At 71.5% G+C, this 21,341-nt stretch carries 20 protein-coding genes and 1 tRNA gene; 14 read left to right on the top strand and 7 right to left on the bottom strand.

Annotated elements, in window-relative coordinates; translation table 11 throughout:
- Positions 1-10 precede the first annotated feature (10 nt).
- Together A4X16_RS12155 and A4X16_RS12150 are read left to right on the top strand one after the other, a co-directional pair.
- A complete protein-coding gene (locus A4X16_RS12155; RefSeq protein WP_067120914.1) occupies positions 11-256 on the top strand; it encodes a hypothetical protein in 246 nt (81 codons plus the stop codon).
- Positions 257-266: 10 nt separating this feature from the next.
- On the top strand, positions 267-1,130 hold the full coding sequence (locus A4X16_RS12150) for a hypothetical protein (RefSeq protein WP_231880352.1): 864 nt from the start codon (positions 267-269) through the stop codon (positions 1,128-1,130).
- Between the two features lie 35 nt (positions 1,131-1,165).
- Here A4X16_RS12150 and A4X16_RS12145 read toward each other — a convergent pair whose 3' ends face one another.
- Positions 1,166-1,894, bottom strand: a complete 729-nt coding sequence (locus A4X16_RS12145; protein ID WP_067120911.1) for a phosphotransferase family protein — start codon at positions 1,892-1,894, stop codon at positions 1,166-1,168.
- Positions 1,891-2,739, bottom strand: coding sequence for an SDR family NAD(P)-dependent oxidoreductase (locus A4X16_RS12140; RefSeq protein ID WP_067120909.1), 849 nt, complete (start codon positions 2,737-2,739; stop codon positions 1,891-1,893). The genes A4X16_RS12145 and A4X16_RS12140 overlap by 4 nt, the downstream gene beginning before the upstream one ends.
- Positions 2,740-2,864: 125 nt before the next feature.
- On the opposite strand from A4X16_RS12140, the gene A4X16_RS12135 reads away from it, so the two are divergent.
- Positions 2,865-3,449 (top strand): asparagine synthase, encoded by a 585-nt coding sequence (locus A4X16_RS12135; RefSeq protein ID WP_231880351.1) that lies wholly within the window; start codon positions 2,865-2,867, stop codon positions 3,447-3,449.
- A 67-nt stretch (positions 3,450-3,516) separates the two neighbouring features.
- Positions 3,517-3,589: transfer RNA gene (locus A4X16_RS12130), tRNA-Arg, on the top strand.
- Between the two features lie 67 nt (positions 3,590-3,656).
- Here the strand turns inward: A4X16_RS12130 and A4X16_RS12125 are convergent.
- The gene (locus tag A4X16_RS12125) at positions 3,657-4,589 is read right to left on the bottom strand and encodes a LysR family transcriptional regulator (RefSeq protein ID WP_067120905.1); all 933 of its coding nucleotides are present in this window, start codon (positions 4,587-4,589) and stop codon (positions 3,657-3,659) included.
- Between the two features lie 72 nt (positions 4,590-4,661).
- On the opposite strand from A4X16_RS12125, the gene A4X16_RS12120 reads away from it, so the two are divergent.
- On the top strand, positions 4,662-6,392 hold the full coding sequence (locus tag A4X16_RS12120) for an L-aspartate oxidase (protein ID WP_067120903.1): 1,731 nt from the start codon (positions 4,662-4,664) through the stop codon (positions 6,390-6,392).
- 105 nt (positions 6,393-6,497) lie between these two features.
- Here A4X16_RS12120 and A4X16_RS12115 read toward each other — a convergent pair whose 3' ends face one another.
- Positions 6,498-6,893, bottom strand: coding sequence for a hypothetical protein (locus A4X16_RS12115; RefSeq protein WP_157560166.1), 396 nt, complete (start codon positions 6,891-6,893; stop codon positions 6,498-6,500).
- Between the two features lie 121 nt (positions 6,894-7,014).
- Here A4X16_RS12115 and A4X16_RS12110 point away from each other — a divergent pair, with 121 nt between their 5' ends.
- The 6 genes from A4X16_RS12110 (at position 7,015) to A4X16_RS12085 (ending at position 13,426) form a co-directional block, all read left to right on the top strand.
- Positions 7,015-8,511, top strand: a complete 1,497-nt coding sequence (locus A4X16_RS12110) for an L-serine ammonia-lyase, iron-sulfur-dependent, subunit alpha (protein ID WP_067120899.1) — start codon at positions 7,015-7,017, stop codon at positions 8,509-8,511.
- Positions 8,512-8,657: 146 nt separating this feature from the next.
- Positions 8,658-9,410 (top strand): AAA family ATPase, encoded by a 753-nt coding sequence (locus tag A4X16_RS12105; protein ID WP_067120898.1) that lies wholly within the window; start codon positions 8,658-8,660, stop codon positions 9,408-9,410.
- Between the two features lie 82 nt (positions 9,411-9,492).
- The gene (locus A4X16_RS12100; protein ID WP_067120896.1) at positions 9,493-10,089 is read left to right on the top strand and encodes a TetR/AcrR family transcriptional regulator; all 597 of its coding nucleotides are present in this window, start codon (positions 9,493-9,495) and stop codon (positions 10,087-10,089) included.
- 170 nt (positions 10,090-10,259) lie between these two features.
- Positions 10,260-11,048, top strand: a complete 789-nt coding sequence (locus A4X16_RS12095; protein ID WP_067120894.1) for an ABC transporter ATP-binding protein — start codon at positions 10,260-10,262, stop codon at positions 11,046-11,048.
- Positions 11,045-11,779 carry an ABC transporter permease gene (locus A4X16_RS12090; RefSeq protein WP_067120892.1) on the top strand — a complete coding sequence of 245 codons (735 nt, stop codon included), beginning with the start codon at positions 11,045-11,047 and terminating at the stop codon, positions 11,777-11,779. Before A4X16_RS12095 ends, A4X16_RS12090 begins: the two co-directional genes overlap by 4 nt.
- 54 nt (positions 11,780-11,833) lie before the next feature.
- Positions 11,834-13,426: a DHA2 family efflux MFS transporter permease subunit gene (locus A4X16_RS12085; RefSeq protein ID WP_067120890.1), complete on the top strand. Its 1,593-nt coding sequence runs from the start codon at positions 11,834-11,836 to the stop codon at positions 13,424-13,426.
- Positions 13,427-13,442: 16 nt separating this feature from the next.
- Here A4X16_RS12085 and hrpB read toward each other — a convergent pair whose 3' ends face one another.
- From hrpB to A4X16_RS12070, 3 genes are all read right to left on the bottom strand, one after another.
- Complete coding sequence (gene hrpB / locus A4X16_RS12080) at positions 13,443-15,995, bottom strand: ATP-dependent helicase HrpB (protein ID WP_067120888.1); 2,553 nt, start codon at positions 15,993-15,995, stop codon at positions 13,443-13,445.
- Positions 15,996-16,243: 248 nt separating this feature from the next.
- Positions 16,244-17,848 (bottom strand): SPFH domain-containing protein, encoded by a 1,605-nt coding sequence (locus tag A4X16_RS12075; RefSeq protein ID WP_067120886.1) that lies wholly within the window; start codon positions 17,846-17,848, stop codon positions 16,244-16,246.
- 300 nt (positions 17,849-18,148) lie between these two features.
- On the bottom strand, positions 18,149-18,577 hold the full coding sequence (locus tag A4X16_RS12070; RefSeq protein ID WP_067120884.1) for a MarR family winged helix-turn-helix transcriptional regulator: 429 nt from the start codon (positions 18,575-18,577) through the stop codon (positions 18,149-18,151).
- Positions 18,578-18,873: 296 nt separating this feature from the next.
- Between A4X16_RS12070 and A4X16_RS12065 the strand changes: the two genes are divergently transcribed.
- From A4X16_RS12065 to A4X16_RS12055, 3 genes are all read left to right on the top strand, one after another.
- A complete protein-coding gene (locus tag A4X16_RS12065) occupies positions 18,874-19,281 on the top strand; it encodes an arsenate reductase ArsC (protein ID WP_067120882.1) in 408 nt (135 codons plus the stop codon).
- 61 nt (positions 19,282-19,342) lie between these two features.
- Complete coding sequence (locus A4X16_RS12060) at positions 19,343-19,675, top strand: DUF7882 family protein (protein ID WP_067120880.1); 333 nt, start codon at positions 19,343-19,345, stop codon at positions 19,673-19,675.
- Positions 19,676-19,841: 166 nt separating this feature from the next.
- Positions 19,842-21,341: Ig-like domain-containing protein (locus tag A4X16_RS12055; RefSeq protein WP_197491832.1), on the top strand; the 1,500-nt coding region annotated here is incomplete at its 3' end.

Here is a 21,341-nt window from a genome sequence, read left to right as displayed (position 1 = left end):
GGGGAGCGATATGCGGGGCGTCGCTGTGGTCACCGGGGGGCTGCTGTTGATCGGCGGAGCGGTGCTCGTCGTGGTCGCGGATCAGCAGCGCGTCGACGCCCTCGCCGAGGCCAGGGCCGCCGTCGTCGAGGTGCAGGAGACACTCGACGCGACGCGGGTCGCGAACTACGCGCTGGCTGAGGAGCTGACGGCGCTGCGCACCCGGATCGCGGAACAGGATGCGCAGCTCTCGGACGCCACGGGGTTCCTGCCGTGAGGTGCATTCCGTGATCCGAAGGGTCCTGTCGGTGGCCGTCGTCGCCGCCTTGCTGCTCGCCGCCGGCGCCGTCAGCCGCGCCGCGGCGCTGGACGCCGAACGAGCGACGGTGATCGCCGAGCTGCGCGCGCTCACCGACTCCGCCCGCACCGCGCAGATGCGCACCGATCACCTGCAGGGCGCGGTGGAGATCGCCGAATCCGAGTCCGCCGACCGGGCCGCCGTCCTCGAGATGCGCCCCGCGTTCCTCACCGAGATCTCAGCCCTCAGCTCAGCGATCTCGGCCGCCGACGGGAAGGTCGACGTGTCGACCCATCGGGCGTCGGCCCTCGCCGTGCAGCAGACCGTGCTCGCGGAGCGCAGCGACCCCGCCGTGGTGGCGAACGCGACGGCCACCGTCCACGCCCTCACCGCCAAGATCGGTGAGGACGTCGCGGGTTGGCAGGCGCGACAGGCCGTCGGCCCCGGAGGGCCGGCTTGGAGCTCGAGCGGACCGGACGGCTACGCCAGGGTGCGTGCTGCTCTCGACCGGGTCGGCGGCGGATCGGTGGGGCTCTACGAATCGTCGTCGTGCGCCGGCGGCACCGCCCCCGCCTGCGCCAACAGCAGCGGCTACATCAAGTACCGGGCCGACATCGCCGGCTGGAGCGCCGACCGCCTCAACTGGGCGATGGCGCACGAGCTCGCCCACATCTATCAGTTCCAGGTCTGGGGTTCCCTCAACGCCTCGGCGGCCTACGACAGCATGTTCGGCGGCGATCCGGAGTTCCTGGCGAACTGCATGGCGGTCGTGCGCGGGTACCCGGGATCGGTCGGCTGCAGCGGCGATCAGCAGACCTGGGCGTCCGGGATCTGGGTGGGCGCGGTGCGCTGACGGCCTCCGGCGGGTGCCGCGCGTCGCCCGCCCGCTCAGCCGTGCAGTCCGTCGCGCAGCTCGCGGGTGAGCTCGGCGAGGTACTCCGGCGGTCCGGCCTCGGCGAACCACAGCCACAGCTCGGCGGCGTGGATCGCATCCCAGGCATGCACGACCGCGGGGTCGGCGCCGTAAGCGGCGATCAGCGCGTCGGACGAGCGGGGGTCCTTGCGTCCGGCTCCCCAGGCGGCGCGGGACAGCTCGCGGATCGGATCGCCGATGTGCGCCGCCTCCCAGTCGACGACCGCCGTGATCCGCCCCTCGACGGAGAGGAGGTTGCCGTCGGTCCAGTCGCCGTGGCAGAAGGCGAGGCCGGATGCTGGGGGGACCGTGAGCCGCAGGGCGGGTCCGCCCGCAGCGTGGTAGCGCTCGACGATCGCCGCGTCGTCGGGGGCAGGGAGCAGTCCGTCAGGGAGCTCCGACTCGTGCAGTCGGCGCAGCAGCGGCGCGGAGGCGCGCAGGCCCGCGAGACGCGTCTGCCGGTCGACGTCGTCCAGTCGCACGCCGGGCATCTCGGTCATGACGATCACCCCGGGCGTCTCGTCGACCAGCTCGGGGGTGGGCAGGTCGACGTGCGCGAGGGCCTGGAGCGCCCGCACCTCGTTGTCGTGCCTGGCCGGGTCGGTCATCCGCTTCTCGACGAGACGGCGCCCTTCCGCCTCGACGCGCCGGACCGCGCCGACCGCCCCCTGCCGCATCACGCCCTCCCCGCTGTCGTCGCTCATGCGGGAGTCGTGGTGTCGACGGCCTCGCGCAGCGCCCGCCTCAGCGCACGCCAGTACGACGACGGGGCGAGGCGCACGAGGACGTCGATGAGCCGCGCCTCCCGTCCGACCATCGTGCGGGCTCGGCGCCGCTCGGTCGCGTGGACGATCCGTGCCGCGGCCTCTGCGGGCTCGGTGTGGTACATCGCCGCCTGCGCGGATGCCGCGCGCGCGGCGACGGCGGGGTCGATCGCCGCCGCATAGCGGCCGTGCAGGATGATGCCCGTGCGCACGCCTGCGGGATAGACGGCGCCGACGGTCACCGTCGACCCCTCGAGCTCGTGGCGCAGTGCCTCCGAGAAGCCGCGCACGGCGAACTTGCTCACGGAGTACGGGATCCGTCCGGCGGGCGCGGCGAGGGCATAGACGCTGGCCAGGTGGGTGATATGGGCGGCGGGTGCGGCGCGCAGCGCGGGCAGCAGCGCCTTGGTGATCGACACCGTGCCCCAGAGGTTGACGTCGGCGAGCCAGCGCATCTCCTCCATGGTGAGCTGGTCGATCGTGCCGAGCATCGACGATCCGGCGCACGTGATGAGGGCGTTCGGTCGGCGATGCGCCGCGACGATGTCGTCGGCCGCCGCGAAGACGGCCTCGTCGTGGCGCAGGTCGACCATGTGCGTCGTGACGAGCGCGCCGGGTGCGGTCGACGCGAGCTCCGTGGCGAGCTCCGCGAGCGCGGCGGCGTTGTGATCGACCAGTGCGAGGTGCGCGCCGCGAGAGGCCAGGAGTCGCGCGATGTCGGCGCCCATACCGCTCGCCGCTCCCGTGATGACGGTCGTGCTGCCGGTCAGGACGAGACGCGCCATGGCTCCTCCTCCCGGCGCTCGCGGGGAGCGCCGCCGATCCCGTCCGGGTCGCCTCGACCCGATTCCGACCCATTCTGACCCAGTGGATGTCGGAGGGGAACCGGTACCCTCGAAGGAGGGAGGTCGTGGTGGGACGAACTGCGGATGCCGTCGCCGAAGGTGTGGCCATCGCGACCGCTGCTGCGCGCCTCGCGGTGAAGAACCACATCCTCATCGGCACCATCGCCGAGGGCGGGATCTTCGACACGGGCAAGTACGTGGCCGACGCACGGGAGGCCCTGCGCGCGATGGCGGAGGAGTCAGAAGAGGTCGAGCGCAACCTGACCGAGCTCCGCAAGCGCGCACGAGGGCGCCACTCCGACCCCTCCGGCACCCACGACTACCGCGACCGGGATGTGCGCAACCTGCGCCGCCGTGCCAAGCAGTCGCATGGCGTCGCCACGAAGCTGCGCGAGCTGATGGAGGACGACGCGGCGCTGCGGGCGATGGTCGAAGAGGCTCGCGAGGCCGCCTGGGCCGATGTGCGTCACAATCTCGATCGGCGCCTGCGCGTGGAGGGCATGCGACCCGATCAGGACCCGGACTACGACCGGATGCGCGAGGCGCGGATGCAGGCGCTCCGCCTCGTCGACCTCCAGGCGCTGTCGTCGCTGCAGCGCGCGAAGGCCAAGCGCCGGAAGCGGCAGAAGGAGTCCGATCGGGCCTCGTGACCCGCTCGATTCGCATTCAGGTGGCGACTGTTATAGGCTGTTCCACGGCCCGCTGAGCGGTCCAGGAGCGCCCGTAGCTCAATGGATAGAGCATCTGACTACGGATCAGAAGGTTAGGGGTTCGAGTCCCTTCGGGCGCACACCACAGGAGATCCCCGTCGCGAGAGCGGCGGGGATCTTCTCTTTTCCCCCGTCGATGCGTCCGCTCTAGTCGAGCAGACTCGTGATCGCGGGATCGCGGCGGGCGACCTCGGCCGCGGTGGCGACGATCACGCGGCGCATGGCGGCGACCGCGACCGCAGGCGTCACGTCCGCCCGATGCGCGAGGCTCACGGTGCGCCTCATCATCGGATGCGTCAGGCGCACCGACCGCAGCGCCGGCTGGTCGAGGAGCACCATGGCGGGGACGACGGCGACCCCGACTCCGCGCTCGACGAAGCGCAGCAGGGCGTCCATCTCGGCGCCCTCGAGCACGTGATTCGGGGTCAGTCCGACGGAGCGGAACGCGGCATCCGTCGTCGCTCGCAGCTCGTAGGTCTCGTCGAGGGCGATCAGCGGCAGCGTCGCGAGATGCTCGAGGCCGATCGCGGGCGTCACCGCCACCGGGGGAGCGGAGGCGGCGGACACGACGACGAGCTCTTCGGTGAGCAGCGGCATCCGCGCCAGGCTGAAGCCCGAGGGCGGCGGTCCGTCCGACTCGGTGATGAGGGCGATGTCGACGGCGCCGACGGCGAGCTGCTCGACGAGCAGTCGGGAGCCGCTCTCGTCGAGGTGCAGATCGACCCCGGGATGCTCGGCGTGGAACGTGCTGATGGCCTCGGCCACCAGGCTGATGCAGAGGGTCGGCGGCGCGCCGAGACGAACCCGACCGCGCCGGAGCCCGGCGAGCTCGCTCATCTCCTCCCGGATCGAGTCGGCTTCGGCGAGCATCCGCTGCGCGCGCGGGAGCAGCGCCTCGCCGGCCGCGGTCAACGCGATGTGCCCGCGGGCGCGATGGAAGAGCTCGGCCCCGAGCTCGCGCTCCAGCGTCGAGATCTGACGGCTCAGCGACGGCTGGGCGAGGTGCAGATGCTCGGATGCGCGGGTGAAGTGACCGAGCCGGGCGACCTCGACGAATCCTCGGAGCTGCTCCAGATTCATACCGGCACTCTATCGAAACGAGTAGAACTATGCATTGGACGTGCTTAGGACGGCCTAACTAGCGTGGATCGCATGAGTACACGCGAACGTCAGATCTCCACCACCGTGCTGGTCATCGGCACCGGAGGATCCGGGCTGCGCGCCGCGATCGAGGTCGCCGAGCACGGTGTCGACGTCCTCGCCGTCGGCAAGCGCCCCCGTCAGGATGCCCACACCTCCCTCGCCGCCGGCGGCATCAACGCCGCGCTCGGCACCATGGACGAGGCCGACACCTGGCAGCAGCATGCCGCCGACACGATCAAGGAGAGCTATCTGCTCGCCAACCCGCACACGGTCGAGATCGTGACGCAGGGCGCGGAGCGCGGCATCCGCGATCTCGAGCGCTGGGGCATGGACTTCGCGCGCGAGGACGACGGCCGCATCTCGCAGCGCTTCTTCGGCGCGCACACCTTCCGGCGCACCGCGTTCGCCGGCGACTACACGGGGCTCGAGATCCAGCGCACCCTCGTCGCGAAGGCCGAGCAGCTCGAGGTCCCGATCCTCGACCACGTGTACATCACGCGGCTGCTCGTGCGCGACAACGTCGTGTTCGGCGCGTACGGCTTCGACCAGGCCGACGGCACGCGCTACCTCATCCACGCGGACGCCGTGATCCTCGCCGCGGGCGGACACAACCGGATCTGGCGACGCACGTCGTCCCGCCGCGATGAGAACACCGGAGACTCGTTCCGGCTCGCGGTGGATGCAGGGGCCCGACTGCGCGACCCCGAGCTCGTGCAGTTCCACCCGTCCGGCATCATCGAGCCGGAGAACGTCGCGGGCACCCTCATCTCCGAGGCCGCGCGCGGCGAGGGCGGCATCCTGCGCAACGCGCTCGGCGAGCGGTTCATGTCGAAGTACGACCCGGAGCGCATGGAGCTGTCGACCCGTGACCGGGTGGCTCTCGCGGCCTACACCGAGATCGCCGAGGGCCGTGGCACCGAGAACGGAGGCGTCTGGCTCGACGTCTCGCACCTGCCGCGCGAGACGATCATGACGCGCCTGCCCCGGGTCTATCAGACGATGATGGAGCTGCAGATGCTCGACATCACGACGGAGCCGATCGAGATCGCCCCCACGGCGCACTACTCGATGGGAGGCGTGTGGGTGCGGCCGGACGACCACCAGACCGATGTCGAAGGGCTGTACGCGATCGGCGAGGCATCGAGCGGCCTGCACGGCGCCAACCGGCTCGGCGGCAACTCGCTCATCGAGCTGCTCGTCTACGGCCGTATCGTCGGCCAGGCCGCGATGGCGCACGCTGCAGGGCTCGACGCGCAGCGCCGATCGGCGGATGCCGTGGCCACGGCGCGCGCCGAGATCGACGACCTGCTCGCGGCGGACGGGCGCGAGAACGTCCGGGCGCTGCAGCGCGCGATCCGCAACACGATGACCCAGCACGCGGGAGTCGTGCGCTCCGAGGAGGGTCTGCGGGCGGGGCTCGCCGACCTCGACATGATCGAGGGGCGGATGGAGGACATCGGCATCCACCCCGACATCGCCGGGTTCCAGGACCTCGCCCACGCCTTCGACCTGAAGGCATCGGCGCTCGCGGCCCGCGCGACGCTCGAAGCCGCGCTCGAGCGGCGGGAGACCAGGGGGTGCCACAACCGCAGCGACTACCCCGACACCGACCCCACTCTGCAGGTCAACCTCGTCTGGTCGCCCACGGCGGGTGTCACGCACGAGTCGATCCCCGAGATCCCGGCCGAGATCGCGGAGCTCATGCGCGAGGTCGATACGGAGGGCAAGCTCGTCGAATAGCACGCAGCCGTCTCCTCCCCCCGCACGGCCGTGCGCCGATCGCCGTCAGCGCGACGACGGTGCGGGGGGAGTGAGACCGGGACGGCGGAGCGGTGTAGGAGTCGCTCAGTCGCCCTCGTCGGTCTCCGGGCCGTCGATGACCCCGATCCCGACCGCCTCATGGTCGGGTTCGGGGTCGTTGCGCGCCGGGGCCTTGGGCTCCTCCGACGGCTCCTTCTCGGTGCTCGGCTCCTCCAGCTCCTCGGTGCTGGGCACCTCGCTGGGATCGGCGTCCTCGGGGGAGTCGGCCTCGGACGGCTTCTCCGCCTCGCCGTCCGTCGCGTTCTCGCCCCCTCCCGCCGCCTCGTCGCTTCCGTCGTCGCCGCCCTGGGCCGGGGTCTCCACGGTCGGCCCGGTGGCGGTGAACTCGCCGGGGACGCCCGACGACGGAGTCGGCGTCGGAGTCTTCGCCTCGGCGTCGAGGTGCGCTGCCGGGTCCTGCTCGGGTGTGCTGGTGCTCATGATCATCCCTTTCGCATGGGTGGACGGCTCTCAGGATGCCGCGGTCGGACCTCGCCGGGAAGGGGCTTGACGCCCGCCCGCGCGAGGCCGGACTGCTCCGCCCAGGACGTACCCTGGAGAGGTGACAGCGTACGTCTCGGCCTTCGACCTCTTCTCCATCGGAGTGGGACCCTCGAGCTCCCACACGGTCGGGCCGATGCGGGCGGCGCTCGATTTCGCCCGGCGTCTCCGCTCATCGGGTCGGCTCACGGAGGTCGCCCGCCTCGAGTGCTCCCTGTACGGATCGCTCGGCGCCACGGGCATCGGGCACGGGACCCCGGATGCCGTGGTCGCGGGGCTTCGGGGGCTCGCGCCCGAGACCTGCGATCCCGCGCGGGTGCGCGCCGCCTGGACCGAGTTCCCCGCGGGGGCGACGCTTCTCGTCGACGGTGTGCACGAGGTCGCCTTCTCGAAGGAGGACATCGTGTTCGCGCCGCGCACCCGTCTGCCCGGCCACCCGAACGCGCTCACGCTGATCGCCCACGATGCCGAGGGCGGCGTCGTCGCAGATGAGACCTACTACTCGGTCGGCGGCGGGTTCATCCGGCGCGACGGCGAGGAGACCGCGATCGCGCCGGCGGCGCTGCCCTACTCCTACGCCGACGCCGCATCGCTGATCGCGCTGTGCGACGAGCATGGCCTCTCGATCGCCGAGCTCGCGCGACTCAACGAGACCGCGCTGCGCGGCGAGCAGGAGGTCGCCGCCGGACTCGACGCGATCTGGGACGCGATGGCGGCGTGCGTCGATGCGGGGCTCCACTCGGAGGGCGTGCTCCCTGGCATCCTCAAGGTGAAGCGGCGTGCCGGGGCGATCCGCGCCCAGCTCGAGGCCGCCGAAGCCGACGGCCATCGCGAGCTTCCGGGCGAATGGCTCGGCGCCTTCGCGCTCGCCGTGAACGAGGAGAACGCCGCGGGCGGTCGGGTCGTGACGGCTCCGACGAACGGTGCCGCCGGCATCCTCCCCGCCGTCGCGATGTACTGGTGGCGTTTCCTCGCCGACTCGGGGCTGGGCGCGGGGAACGCCGTGACGCCCTACGGCGAGCTGGTCGGCAGCGCGCTGCTCGGATTCGGCGCGGAGGCCTCGCTCGTCGCGGTCGGCGCGATCGACGATCCCGCCGTCGTCGCCGAGGCCAATCGGCGCCGCGGCATCCGTCGCTTCCTGCTCACCGCGACGGCGCTGGGCTCGCTGTTCAAGGCGAACGCGTCGATCTCGGGAGCGGAGGGCGGCTGCCAGGCCGAGGTCGGCTCCGCGTGCGCGATGGCCGCCGGCGGACTCACGGCGGTGATGGGTGGGACCAATCGGCAGATCGAGAACGCCGCCGAGATCGCGATGGAGCATCATCTCGGGCTCACGTGCGACCCCATCGGCGGCCTCGTGCAGATCCCGTGCATCGAGCGGAACGCCATCGCGGCGTCGACCGCGGTGACCGCCACCCGACTCGCGCTCCGCGGCGACGGCACCCACTACGTGTCGCTGGACGCGGTCGTCGAGACCATGCGGCAGACGGGCATGGACATGTCGACGAAGTACAAGGAGACGAGCGAGGGCGGGCTCGCGGTCAACGTCATCGAGTGCTGACCCGCGCGCTCGCATCTGCAGGTCGAAAGGACAGGTGCATGCCGGATCCGTCGATCTCGGCATGCAGATGTGCGCCGGGCATGCAGGTGAGTCGGCGGAAGGCGCGTGAGTCGCCCTATGTCGGCGGTGACGCGTAGCGTCGGAGCATGGAGTCGATCTGGGCGCCGGGCAGTCGCGGGCGACGCGAGCAGCCGATCGTGGCCGTGCGGGCCCGCGACGATGCACCGGAACCCGGACCGCAGTGGCCGGCCAGCATCCCGGCGGTCGCCCAGGTGCTCCGCGACGGGATCGATCTCTCGCCCGGAGTCACGTTTCTCGTCGGCGAGAACGGCAGCGGCAAGTCGACCGTCGTCGAGGGCATCGCGATCGCGTACGGCCTCTCGCCCGAGGGCGGTTCCCGCAACGCCATGCACCGCACGCGACCGTCGGAGTCGCCGCTGTCGGAATGGCTGCGGCTGCAGCGCGGTGTGGGGTCCAGCCGGTGGGGATTCTTCCTCCGCGCCGAGACGATGCACTCGTTCTACACGTACCTCGAGGAGAACCCCTCGGCCCGCGGCGACGTCGCCTTCCATGAGATGAGCCACGGCGAGTCGTTCCTCGCGCTGCTCGACACCCGTTTCGACGAGCCCGGCTTCTACTGCCTCGACGAACCCGAGGCCGCGCTGTCGTTCCAGTCGACCCTCGCGCTCATCGCCGTGCTGCAGCGCATCGTCGACGACGGCGGCCAGGTGCTCTGCGCCACGCATTCGCCGGTGCTCGCCGCGTTGCCGGGAGCCCGCATCCTCGAGGTCGGAGAGTGGGGCATCCGCCCGGCGGAGTGGGGCGACCTCGAACTCGTGAACCACTGGCGGTCCTTCCTGCAGGACCCGCCGCGCTACCTGCGGCACCTCCTCGACTGAGCACGGACGCGCCGGCCCTCGACCGGCCGGGGTCCGCGGCCGGTGGGCGGCGCAGAACGGCGGCGCATCGTAGGCTGGCGACATGAGCGAGCAGCGAGCGCCCCGACGACGCGGACGTCCGCGCGGCGGCTCGGACTCGCGGGTGCGCATCATCTCCGCGGCCGTCGACGAGTTCGGGGAACAGGGGTACGACGGCTCCACGATCCGCTCGATCGCCGCCCGCGCCGACGTCGACTCCGCGCTCGTCCACCACTACTTCGGCACCAAGGCGGATCTGTTCGCGGAGGCGGTGGGGATCCCGCTGCGCCCCGATGTCGACGTTCCCGGGATCATCGCGGGGCCGCGCGACGACGTGGGCGCACGGCTGGTCAGGTACGTCCTCGAGGCGTTCGAGCAGCCGGACATCCGTCGCCGGGGCGTCATGCTCCTCCGGACCGCGATCGGCAGCCGGGCGACGACGCCGCTGCTCGCCGGCTTCCTCTCCCGCGAGCTCATCGGGAGGATCGCGAGAGAGCTCGGCGTCGACGATGCCGAGCTCCGGGCGACGCTCGTCGCCTCGCAGATCGCGGGGCTGCTGCTCACGCGCTACGTGCTGAAGCTCGGGCCCATGGCCGCGGCATCCGTCGATGACATCGTCACCCGAGTCGGGCCGACGGTCCAGCGGTACCTCTTCGAGTAGCCCCCCGGGCCACCGTCCCTCCAGTCCCTCGTCCTCCACCCGGGCACGGCTTCGGATGCCGTGGGCGACTCGCCGGCATCCGCCGTCCGCGTCCCGCGTGTCGCCGCCCGATCGCCGAAGCCGTGCACGCGCCATTGACCGCGGTCGCCCGGGAGCGCATAATTCATCGCATGATGAATAACTCGGCGGTCGAGGTCACCGACCTCAGGGTCCGACGCGGAACGGTCGAGGTCTTCGACGGTGTCGACCTCGCGATCCCGAGAGGGCAGATCACGGGTCTGCTCGGACCCTCGGGATGCGGCAAGACCACCCTCATGCGGGCGCTCGTCGGGGTGCAGCGCATCGCCGGCGGCACCGTCATCGTGCTGGGTGAACCGGCCGGATCGCGGCAGCTGCGCCGACGGGTGGCCTATGGCACCCAGGGCGCCGCCGTCTACGGAGATCTCACCGTCAGGCAGAACCTGTCATACCTGGCCTCCGTGCTCGGCGCGCCGAAGAGCGATGTCGACCGCGTGCTCGACGAGGTCGGGCTCCGAGACCAGGCGGGGCAGCTCGCCGACTCGGTGAGCGGAGGACAGGTGACACGGGTCTCGCTCGCGATGGCGTTGGTCGGCTCCCCGGAGCTCATCGTCCTCGATGAGCCGACGGTCGGCCTCGACCCGGTGCTGCGCGTCGAGCTGTGGACGCTCTTCCGAGGGCTCGCGGAACGCGGCGTGACGATGATCGTGTCGAGTCACGTCATGGACGAGGCGCAGCGCTGCGACCGATTGCTGCTCATGCGCTCGGGGCGGATCATCGCCGACACGACCCCGGCCGCCCTGCTCGCCGATACGAACACGACGGATGCCGAGGCCGCGTTCCTCGCACTCATCGAGCGGGACACCCGAGCCCGGGCCGAGGGGACCTCGGACGGGGTGCGACGCCGGACGCGGCGCGACCGACGGGAGGGGTCGCGGTGAACGGGCGGCGGATGCTGGCGACCGGCGGCCGCGTCCTCAGCCAGCTGCGGCACGACCCGCGGTCGATCGCGCTGATGCTCATCGCGCCGAGCCTGCTGGTCGGCCTGTTCGCGTGGCTGTTCAGTGATCAGGACGGGGTCTTCGACCAGTTCGGCGGAGCGATCCTCGCGCTCTTCCCGTTCATCGTGATGTTCCTCATCACGTCGATCACGACCTTGCGGGAGCGGCGTTCGGGCACTCTCGAGCGGCTGATGACGACTCCGCTCGCCAAGGCCGACTTCATCCTGGGCTATGCCCTCGCGTTCGGACTCATGGCACTGCTGCAGGCGGTCATCACGGTCTCGTTCGCCGTCGGCGTCTGCGGACTCGAGGTCGAGGGCGAGCTCTGGCAGCTCGGTCTCGTCGCTGTGGTCGACGCGCTGCTCGGCACCGCGCTCGGTCTCCTCGCGAGCGCGTTCGCGCAGACCGAGTTCCAGGCCGTGCAGTTCATGCCGCTGCTGGTCTTCCCGCAGATCATCCTGGGTGGTCTGTTCATGCCGCGGGATCAGATGCCGGATGTGCTGCATGCGATCTCGGACTGGCTGCCGCTGAGCTATGCGATCGACACGATCAACGCCGTGACCGCGGGCGAGGGAGGGGAGGATGTCTTCGGCCCCCTGATGGTGGTCGTCGCCTTCGGGGTCGGCGCGCTCATCCTCGCCTCCGCGACCCTCCGCAGGAGGACGGCGTAGGCACGCATCGTCTCCATCTGTTCGATCGGCGATTATCTAGCTAAGCTAGAAGTCGTGGAACGATACGAACGTCTGCGCTGGATCGGACTGGTCTTCATCAGCATCGCCGTCTCGCTGATCATCGTGGACTCGACGATCGTGAACGTCGCGATCCCCGAGATCGTCGACGATCTCGGCATCACCTCGACCGAGGTGCAGTGGGTGCAGGAGGCGTACACCCTGGTGTTCGCCGCGCTGCTGCTCGTGTTCGGCAGCCTCGCCGACCGTTTCGGACGCCGACGGCTCCTGATCATCGGTGTGGTCGTCTTCGCCGCGTCCTCGGTGCTCGCATCGCTGTCCTCCGACGGGGGCACCCTCATCCTCGCCCGCCTGGCTCAGGGCGTCGGCGGCGCGATGATCCTGCCGACGACCCTCTCCACCATCAACGCGACCTTCCGCGGACGAGAGCGCGGGATCGCCTTCGCCGTCTGGGGGTCGACGATCGGCGGGATGGCCGCGGTCGGGCCTCTGCTCGGCGGGTGGCTGACGACCGAGTTCTCCTGGCGCTGGGCGTTCGGCATCAACATCCCGCTCGGCGTGATCATCATCGCGGGAGTGCTGCTGACCGTCGCCGAGACGCGCAGCGACCGCACGGAGCGCATCGACGTCGTCGGCGCCGTGCTGTCGGTCGTGACGATGGGCGCTCTCGTGTTCGGCCTGATCGAGGGGCGCACCTACGGCTGGTGGTCCGTCGACCAGCGTCCGCGGATCGGCGACGCGGAGTGGCCGCTCGATCTCTCGCCGATCCCGTTCGCCTTCGCGCTCGCCCTCGTGGCGCTGATCGCCTTCGTCCTCTGGGGCCTGCGCCGGCAGCGCGCGGGGCGGTCGACGCTGCTGGCGCTGCGCCTGTTCGGCATCCCGTCGTTCCGCAACGGCAACATCGCGGCGGCCGTCGTCGCCCTCGGCGAGTTCGGCATCATCCTCGCGCTCCCGCTGTGGCTGCAGTTCGTGCTCGGTTTCGAGGCGGTGCAGACCGGCCTCCTGCTGCTCGCACTCGCCGGCGGGTCCTTCCTCGCCAGCGGTGTCGCCGGGGCGGCGAGCGGCAGGATCGCCCCGGTCTGGATCGTCCGTGCCGGGCTGATCGCCGAGATCATCGGGGTCGCCGGCGTGGGTCTCGTGATCGCGCCCGACGCCGACTGGGGGCCGCTCATCCCGTTCCTCTTCGTCTACGGCCTGGGCGTCGGGCTGGCCACCGCCCAGCTCACCGGAGTGGTGCTCGCCGACGTCCCGGTCGCCGACAGCGGGTCCGCCTCCGGCACGCAGTCGACCTCCCGTCAGCTGGGTGCCGCCCCGGGCGTGGCGATCCTCGGGACGGTGCTCTTCAGCACGACGGCCGGGGTCCTGTCCGCCTCGCTCGACGATCGCGGACTCCCCGCCGGCCAGCGGGACCAGGTGGTGTCCGCGGTGGTCGACAGCGCGGGCGCCGCGATCGCCGGACTGGAGACCGGCCCCGAGACGGCCGACATCGCGGGCGACGCCCGGGCGGCGTTCTCCGACGGCACGAGGTATGCGGCGTGGACGGCCGCCGGCTTCCTGGCGATCGGCCTGCTGTCGACGGCGACGCTGGGGGCCTCGAGCGCGCGCGCGGGGCGCGGCAGGAAGGACTGACACCGCGCCGCCCGGGTCAGCGGGCGGCGCGGTTCTTCGTGTGTCGGGTCGGCACGGCCGCCCAGGGATCCTCGGGCCACGGATGCTTGGGGTACCGGCCCCGCATCTCCGCCCGCACCTGCGCGTAGGGCCCCGACCAGAAGGAGGCGAGGTCGTCGGTGACGGCGAGTGGCCGGCCGGCCGGGGAGAGCAGGTGGAAGAGCACCGGAACGCGGCCGTCGACCAGGCGAGGGGTGTCGGCCCACCCGAAGCACTCCTGCAGCTTGACGGCGACGACCGGCCGCGCCGCAGGATCGTCGTGCGGTGGATGATCGATGCGGATCCGCGAGCCGCTGGGCACCTCGAGCCGCTCGGGAGCGAGCTCGTCGAACCTCGTCGCCTCGGGCCACGGCAGCAGGCGGCGCAGAGCCGTCGCGAGGTCGAGGCGTGCAGCCGGGGTGCCGCTCGCCAGCGCGTCGAGCTCCGGCGCGAGCCATGCGTCGGGATCGGCCAGCAGCCCGGCATCCGAGACGTCCGGCCAGGGCTCCCCGAGCTCGCGGTGCAGAAGAGCGAGTCGCCGGCGCAGCGCGTCCGCGGCGGCCGACCAGGTGAACAGGCCGAGCCCCTCGCGCGGGAGTGCCCGACGCACGGCATCCCGGCTCTCCTGGGCGGATGCGCGCACGGGGGCGGACGATCGCAGGATCGCCCCCAGACGACGTTCACGGCGAGCCTGCACGCGACCGCCGACGAGATCCGCTTCGACCCGGTCGGTGAGGAGGTGGCCGGCCGCGCGCTCCATCTGCGCCTCCGAGAGCGCCGCCGCCGAGCGGACGATCGCGCCCGAGCCGGCAGTCGCACGTCCCGAGGCGCGTGACACATCGGCGACCGCGATCCACGGCGCGCCGGAGAGGGGACCTTGCACGGCCGCTCGGGTTCCGGACGCCAGGAGGAACGTCGCGCCCTCGGGGCCGCTCTCCACCCGCCTCGCTATCCGCTCGGGGAAGGCGAGCGCGATGACGAGACCCGTGCCCTCCAGATCGGGGCGGATGCCGGGCGTCGGCTCGACCATGCGCTCGAGCCGGCGAGCGTCGCTGCGCCAGCGGCGGGAATCCGGCGTGCCGCCGCCGCGCAGGGTCACGATGGCCCGCGCCGCGTCGACCTCCGAGACACGCAGGTCGCCGGCGAGCAGAGCGACGATCTCGGCGGCCAGCCCCGCACCGACCACCGGGCTACCGTCGCGCAGCGCCCGCGCGAGACGTGGATCGGTCGGGAAGCGGGCGAGGGCGCGTCCCTCCGCGGTCGCGCGGCCGTCGGCGTCGACCGCACCGAGGCCGCGCAGCACCCGGACCGCATCCGCGAGGTGATCGGCGGGCAGCGGATCGATCATCCGCAGGCCGGCGGCGCCGGGTGCGCCCCAGCAGGCGAGCAGAAGGGCGGCGTCGACCAGGTCGGCCACGGCGATCTCGGCGACCGGTCGCGCCGGCGCCGCCGCATAGGTGCGCTCGTCGACGCAGCGGATCACGGACCCTGGACCCTGACGAGTCGCTCGCCCCGCCCTCTGCACGCACGACGACCGCGGGGCGGCGGCGGTGACGAGTCCGGTCATCCCGCGGCCGGTGTCGAGCCGCGGATGCCGAGCGAGACAGGTGTCCACGACGAGCCGCACCCCTGGCACCGTGAGCGATGACTCCGCGAGCGAGGTGGTGACGACGATGCGGGCGGGGTCGTGCGCCTCGCGGCCGCGGATCACGGCATCCTGCTCGGCTGGCGGCATCTGTCCGTGCAGCTCCCGCACGTCGAAGGCGGAGGTCGCGGCGCGGATGCGGCGGGCGATCTCCGACACCTCTCGGACGCCCGGCGCGAAGACGAGCACATCGGCCCCCGGGTCGCGACGGACGAGCTCCTCCGTGGCGTCCGTCGCGGTGCGGGCGACGTGATCCAGGAACGCCCAGGTCACTCCGCGCTCGTCGAGACGCGGCACGGGGCTCGGCGCCCAGCGCTCGGTGAGGGGGAACGCGGGGACGTCGTGGGCGACGACGGGCGCAGGGGAGTCGTCGGTGCCGATGACGGACGCGATGCGCTCGGCGTCCAGCGTGGCGGACATCGCGACGACCACGAGGTCGTCCCGCAGCTCGCGCACCTCCGAGAGCAGCCCGACGAGCAGGTCGGTCTCGAGGGCGCGTTCGTGCACCTCGTCGATGACGACGCCGTCCACGCCGTCGAGCGCCGGATCATCCAGCATCCGCCGCAGCAGCACCCCCGCCGTCACGAACTCGACGCGGGTGTCCTGGCCGACCGCGCGCTCGCCGCGGACCGTGAACCCGACACGTGCGCCGAGGGGGGATCCGTCGAGCTCGGCGAGCCGCCGGGCGGCTGCGCGGGCCGCGACCCGTCGCGGTTGGGTCACGATCACGCGGCCGGGCAGGCGCGAGGCGAGCAGCGGCGGAACGAGCGTGGTCTTGCCGGTACCGGGCGGGGCGCTCACGACGACCGAGGAGCTGTCGTCGAGCGCGGCCGTCACGTCGTCGAGGGCCGCCGCGAACGAGAGCCCCGCGCCGATCGCGGCGAGGTCGAAGGCGGCGGACGTCATCGTCCCAGTCTGCCCGCTCGGGCGTGCGGCGTTCACAACTCCGGAGATCGGAGCGACGTCCGCGCAAGAAAGGCCCCCGTGCTCGGATCGGCGCCGGATCTCCGGACGTGTGAACGGCGGAATGCGTGTGGACGGCGGAAGGCGGGGAACCGCCGGAGCGGGCCGGGCGCAGGGCCGCGCACGCCGGGCCGGGCGTAGAACAGCGGATGCCGCGACCGGGTCGGCCGCGGCATCCGCTGTCGTGTGTCCTATTCCGCTGCGGGAGCGGCCGCGGGAGGCGGCGGAGGAGTGGTCGGCTTCGGCTGACGCTGCACCGGCGCGGCGCCCGCCGACGCGGCGGCGACGCCCTCTCCGATGCCGCGGCCGACGGCCTGGCCCTGGATGATCGACGCGAGGTCGAGTCCCGTGGCCGAGCTGACGCTGTCGAACACCGACTTGAGAGCCTTCGCGCTGTCGGCGCCGACGACGTTGGACGCGCCGTCGTCGCTCGAGCCGCCGATGATCGACACGCTGCCGATCGCCGCGTATCCCTTGGCGAACTCGGCCATGATCGACGGAAGCGTCTCGAGCACGCGCTGCGAGAGGAACGCGTCCTGGTTCGACGCGATGGCCTTCGCCTCGGCCTCGACCGCGGCGGCACGCGCCTCACCCTCGGCGCGGATCGCGTCGGCCTCGGCGCTGGCCCGCAGACGACGAGCCTCGGACTCGGCTTCGGCCTGGGCGCGCAGAGCGTCCGCCTCACCGGTCGCCCGGGCGATCGCCGCCGCCGCCTCACCGTCGGCCTTCGCCTTGTCGGCCTGCGCCTGCTGCTCGGCGATGCGGGTGCGGGCCTCGGCCTGCTTGACCTGCTCGATCGCCGCCGCCTCGGCGGCGCGCTCGCGCGTGTACAGCTCCGCCTGCGCACGGGTCTCCGCCTCGTACCGCTGCGCGTCGGCGACGCGCTTGACGTCGGCATCCAGCTGGGCCTGCCGGTTCTCGGCCTGCTGCTGCAGCACGGCCTGCTGCGCCTGCTCGCGGGCCAGGTTCTCGGCCTGCTCCGCTTCGGCGCGCGCGCGGCCGATGCCGGCGTTCGCGTTCGCGGTGTTGGTGTCGAGGGCCGTCTGCTCGACCAGGTTGGCTTCCTGGTTGGCGATGTTCTTCTGGTTGATCGCGCGGTCGGCGTTCGTCTGAGAGATCTCGGCCTGCTGTCGCTTCGCCTGGATCTCGGGGGCTCCCAGCGAGCCGATGTAGCCGACCTTGTCGGTGATGCCCTTGATCTGGAAGGAGTCCAGGATCAGACCCTGCTCGGCGAGCTCCTGCGAGACGTCGGCGGCGATCTGGTCGGAGAACTTCTTGCGCTCGCGCATGAGCTCGACCACCGACAGGGTCGCCACGATGCCGCGGAGCGCACCCTCGAGCTGCTCGGTGGTGAACTGCTCGATCGCCTTGTCCTGCGATGCGAAGCGCTCGGCCGCGCGGCGGACGTACAGCGGGTCGGAGCCGATCTTCACGATGGCGACGCCGTCGACGTTGAGCGTGACGCTGTCGAGCGACTGCGCCTCGGCGTTGAGCGACACCTGACGGGAGCGCAGCGAGATGATCTCGTGGCGCTGCGTGATCGGGTTGACGAGCGACTTGCCGTTCACGATCACCGTGACGGGAGACTCCTCGGTCTCGCCTCGGGTCGTGCCGTCCTCGGCGACGACGGTGCGCTGCACCTTCTGCTTGCGTCCCGAGATGACGAGCGCCTCGTCGGCCCTGGCGACCTTGATCCAGCTGCGCGCGAACAGCAGCAGGATCAGCAGCAGGACGACGACCGCGACGACCGCGATCCCGACGATGACGAGGATGCCGACGATTCCGGCGAACTCCATGAATGACCTCCCTGGTTCCCCCCGAGGGGGTGGTCTGCGACTCCGGCGCGATGATGCCGGAATTCGGTTCCACCCTGCCAGAAAACCGGCGGGGCCGTCGGGCGGATCCCCCGTCGGGGCGAGGCCGGTGCCCCGGGCGGCACACGGTGCCGCGAATCGCACACGCGGCGGGGCGGAAACGGATGCCGGTGCGAGGCGACGTGTGCGATCCGGGGCATGCACGCCGAACGCAGAGGAGCCGTGGGGGAGGAGCCGTGGGGGATGAGCCGTGGGGGATGAGCCAGCCGCGGGCGTCCGGGGTCAGCGGTTGCGCAGCTTCTCGGTCAGATCGCGGAGGGCCTTGAGTTCGTCGTCCTCGAGGCGCGACATGCGTGCGGCGATCGAGCGGCCGTGCACGGTGGCGACGCTGCGGAACGCCCGGGCCCCGGCATCCGTCGCCCGGATCAGAGCGCCACGACCGTCGTCGGGGTCGGGGCACTTCGAGACGAGTCCTCGGGTGACCATGCGGTCGACGAGGCGCGAGACGCTCGGCTGGCTGATCAGCATGTTCGACGTGACGTCGCGGAGCCGCGCGGACATGTCAGGAGACCGCGTGACGGTGAGCAGCACGTCGTACTCCGCCTGCGCGAGATCGCCCTCGTCGAAGTCGGCGTTCATCTCGGTGAACAGCTCGTGCTGAGCACGGAACAGGCTCTCCCAGGCTTCGAGGGCGAGCTTGCGATCGGTCATGGAGAACAGCGTACTGGCAACAGTAAAGGGCCGGTCGGAGAGGCTCCCGACCGGCCCTTGTCCCTTGCACCAAGAGTGTCCTGCAATCACATGAGGTGGATGCCACAGCAAACATTCACCGTGCGATCACTCTATAACGGCGAGGTAACGAATGCAACGGTTTGGTCACGGAATTCTCCATGACCTCGGATGCCGTGCTGCGGCCGGTCCGCGCGAACCGGGTCGACCGGGACGGTCATCGCTCCCGACGGCAGCGGTGACATACGCTTCGAGGGTCGCTAGATGTGGAGGAGACCATGAACGCCGTGACCTCGAAGCCCTCGGTGCTGTTCGTCTGCGTCCACAACGCGGGTCGCTCGCAGATGGCCGCGGGCTTCCTGCGAGACATCGCCGGTGACCGCATCGAGGTCCGGTCGGCAGGATCGATGCCCGCCGACCGGATCAACCCCGTCGCGGTCGAGGCGATGCGCGAGGTCGGCATCGACATCACCGCGGAGCAGCCGAAGGTGCTCACGCCCGAGGACGTGCAGGCGTCGGATGTCGTGATTACGATGGGGTGCGGGGACGCCTGCCCGTTCTTCCCCGGCACACGCTACGAGGACTGGGAGCTCGACGACCCGGCCGGCCAGGGGATCGACGCGGTGCGTCCGATCCGCGACGACATCCGAGGGCGCATCGAGCGACTGGTATCCGGACTGCTCTGAGGTGAGACGGCGGGTGACGCCAATGCCGTCATGCCGATATGCCGGGCGCTAGGGTCGAGGAATGGGAATGCTGTACTACGGCGTGGCGGAGGATCCGATCCACATCGAGGACCGCGCGCTCGCCCATCTCAAGGTGGCGATCGCGACGAAGCTCCGTCGGCAGGAGAGCTTCACGCTGTCGTGGAAGCATCCCGAGGGGAGTCCACAGGGACGTTCGACCATCTGGCTGCACCCCTCCATCCCGCTGCGCTTCGTCTTCGACGAGCCGGAGACGCCGGAGCTCAACCCGCGCTGGATCCAGGATCTGATGATGAACGCCAGCTCGTCCGGCGGCATCGGCCTGGTCGACGAGGTCGTCGACGCGCCGGCGCCGCCGGCCGCCCTCGAGGGCTGAGGATCGCGCGCGCCTCACGCTTCCCGCGAGTCGGACGCCCCGCCGCCGCGCATCGAGTGCCGGCATATCGCAGCTGTATACCGGAGTGCACGTAATCCGACCTCTCTTTTCTGATCTCTTAGATGAGCCGCGACTGGGCGCGGCGATGATCGGACTGGGGAAGACGATGACTGGGGACCTGCACCTGGAGCGTGCTCGCACGCGGATGTCGAGCACGACGACGGCGAGCGCGCCCGTGCGCGTCGCACCGCCCGCACGGGCGGTGATCGCCGCGGCGCTCGGAGTGCTCGCGATGCTGATCGGCGTCTGGGGGGCGGTGACGCCGGCCTCGGCCGCGCCGACCGTGACGTATCCGGGAGCCATCAGCGGACTCCTGCTCGAGAGCGACGGCGGCGGGCCCCTGGGAGAGGGCGAGATCGTCCGCATCAGCGGCGACTGGTCGGTTCCGGCCGGCGCGGTGAGCGGCGAGACCTTCGGCATGACTCTTCCTGCCGAGTTCGCCCGCTCGAAGGCAGGGGTGTTCGAGATCACCGACCCGAAGACGGGTGTCGTGATGGCGGACTGCACCGTGGCGGCGGGTCCGGGGCCGGACGTCGTCTGCACCCTCACGGACGCTGTGAACGGGCTCGAGGAGGTGCGCGGCACATTCTGGATGCAGTCGCGAGCGTCCGTGGTGACCGACAGCGAGACCGTGACCTTCGACCTCGGCACGACGGTCGTCGTCGTCGATCTCCCGGGTGGGGGCGGGATCATCCCCGCAGACCTCGAGGAGGACGCGGCGCCCTACAAGTACGGCGGATCGGCGACGGGCGACGGCCGCCTCGTCTGGGGCGTCGGGATCCCGAGCGGCTTCGTCTCCGACGGGAGCTTCGAGGTCGCGGACGCCCTCGACGGTGCGCTCTCCGGGCATCGCTACACGGGCGAGCTGAAGCTCAACCAGAGACCCGTCGTCGACGGCATGCTCACGGGCGAATGGACCGCGGTCGATCCCACGATGTACCAGGTGGTCTTCGCCGCCGACGGGCACTCCTTCGAGTTCGCGGCGTCGGGGCTCCCTGCGGGCGGGTTCGCATACGAGCTCATCTACTACACGCAGGCCGAGGGCGTCGCGCAGGCCGGCGACGTGTTCGGCAACCGCGCGGTGGTCGAGACCGTCGAGACGTCGGCGACGTACACCGTCACCGAGACCGGGGGCGGAGAGGGCAACGGCGTCTCCTACGCCCGGTTCTCGATCGTCAAGGCGCTGACCGGGACGCAGGCGCCGATCGCGCGAGACGCGGTGTACACCGTCGAGTACTCGATCAAGGGCTCGGAGGCACCGGCGATTCGCATGACGGTGCCGCTCGGGACACCCGTGCTCAGCACGCGCGCACCGGTGGGATCCACGTTCGTGATCGAGGAGATCGATCTCCCGGTCATCGACGGCGTGACATGGGGTCGCTGGACGATCTCGGGCGACGGCGTGACCGCTGCCGCGGACGGCACCTACGAGGTGACGCCGGCCTCGTCGGCCGCCGTCGCGCTGACGCTCACCAACACCGCGAACCCGACGCCGGTGACCCCGACCCCAACGCCGACCCCGGTGATCCCGACCCCGACGCCCGCGGCGCCGACTCCGACGCCGACCCCGGTGATCCCGACCCCGACGCCCGCGGCGCCGACTCCG

This window comes from Microbacterium sp. H83, assembly GCF_001650405.1.
GTDB lineage: Bacteria > Actinomycetota > Actinomycetes > Actinomycetales > Microbacteriaceae > Microbacterium.
The sequence above is the reverse complement of the archived record's forward strand: the minus strand, read 5'-3'. Positions and strand labels throughout refer to the sequence as shown.